Source organism: Streptomyces tricolor (genome assembly GCF_002155905.1).
In the GTDB taxonomy this organism is placed as follows: domain Bacteria; phylum Actinomycetota; class Actinomycetes; order Streptomycetales; family Streptomycetaceae; genus Streptomyces; species Streptomyces tricolor.
In genome coordinates, this window is sequence record NZ_MUMF01000553.1 from 370 (window position 1) to 1,741 (window position 1,372).

At 77.1% G+C, this 1,372-nt stretch carries 2 protein-coding genes; one reads left to right on the plus strand and one right to left on the minus strand.

The genetic code is table 11. From position 1 onward, the window contains the following. Positions 1 to 647 (plus strand): peptidase dimerization domain-containing protein (locus tag CCN44_RS33325; RefSeq protein WP_244204007.1); only part of this gene is annotated, 647 nt, incomplete at its 5' end. Here the strand turns inward: CCN44_RS33325 and CCN44_RS33330 are convergent. Next, a partial coding sequence (locus CCN44_RS33330) for a PucR family transcriptional regulator (RefSeq protein WP_167404057.1) occupies positions 628 to 1,372 on the minus strand: 745 nt, incomplete at its 5' end. The genes CCN44_RS33325 and CCN44_RS33330 overlap by 20 nt on opposite strands.

A 1,372-nucleotide genomic window follows, 5' to 3' on the forward strand; every position in this document is an offset into this window, starting at 1 on the left:
GGATCGCCGCCGCCCGGCCGGGGCTGCTGGAGGAGGCCGGGCTCGCGATCCTCATGGAGCCCTCCGACGCCGGTGTCGAGGCCGGCTGCCAGGGCATCCTCACCGCCGACATCGTGGTGAAGGGCGCCCGCGCGCACACCGCCCGCGCCTGGCAGGGCAGCAACGCCGCGCACAAGGCGGGGCACGTGCTCGCACGGCTCGACGCGCACGTTCCCGAGCGGGTCCTGATCGACGGGCTGGAGTACCGGGAGGGGCTCAGCGCCGTCGCCGTACGCGCCGGGGTCGCCGGGAACGTCGTACCGGACGAATGCGTCGTCACCGTCGACTGCCGCTTCGCGCCGAGCCGTTCGGCGGAGGAGGCGGAGGCGTACGTGCGCGGGCTGTTCCCGGAGTACGAGGTGCGGGTCACCGAGGTCGTCGGCGGTGCCCTGCCGCACCTCGACCGGATCGGCTCGCTCCGCACCGCCCTCGGGGCCGAGCCCCGCGCCAAGCTGGGCTGGACCGACGTCGCCCGGTTCGCCGCGCTGGGCGTGCCCGCGCTCAACTACGGCCCCGGGGACCCCTCCCTCGCGCACACGGCGGGGGAGTACGTCCCCGTGGCGCACCTGCGGCGCTGCGAGGCCCGGCTCAGGGCGTGGCTGCGCTGAGCCCCGCCAGCGTCCGCAGCTGGAGCCACAGCACCAGCCGTTCGTCGGGGTCGTCCAGGTCCACCCCGGTGTGCCGCTGGAGCTGCCGGAGGCGGTAGCGGCAGGTGTTGGGGTGCACGGCGAGCAGCCTGGCCGCGCCCGCCATGTCGCAGCCCGCGTCGAACCAGCAGACCAGGGTGCGCGCGTACGCGGTGCCGTGCTCGGCGTCGTACGCCAGTACCCGCTGCCAGGAGCCTGCGGTCAACTCCCGGTGCTCCGCCATCAGTTCGGCCAGGCGCAGCAGGGCCACCCGGGCCCGTACCTCGTCCGCCGAGGCCACCGGCCGGTCCGCGTCCAGCACCCGCAGCACCAGATCCGCGTCCGCCCGCGAGTCCGCGAGCCCGGCCGGGTCCGGCACCACCTCGCCCAGTGCCGCCCGCACCGGCACCCTGAGCGCCTGCCCGGCCCGCGCCGCGATGTCCTCGGCGAGGCTCCGGTGCCGCTCGCCGGGGCCCGGCAGCACCGCGTACACCACCCCCGCCAGCAGCACGCACGCCTGCCGGCCGTAGCGCGCCTCGCACTGCAGGCGTACGACGTCCAGCAGGCGCAGCGCGGTGCGTTCGGCGTCCGGGACGCTCGCGGCGGCGTCCGGGGCGAAGGCCGCCACCCGGGCCGGACCGGTGACGCCCAGGCGGGCGGCGGCCGTCGCGGGGTCGTCCGCCGTGCCGTCCAGCAGCCGGCGCAGC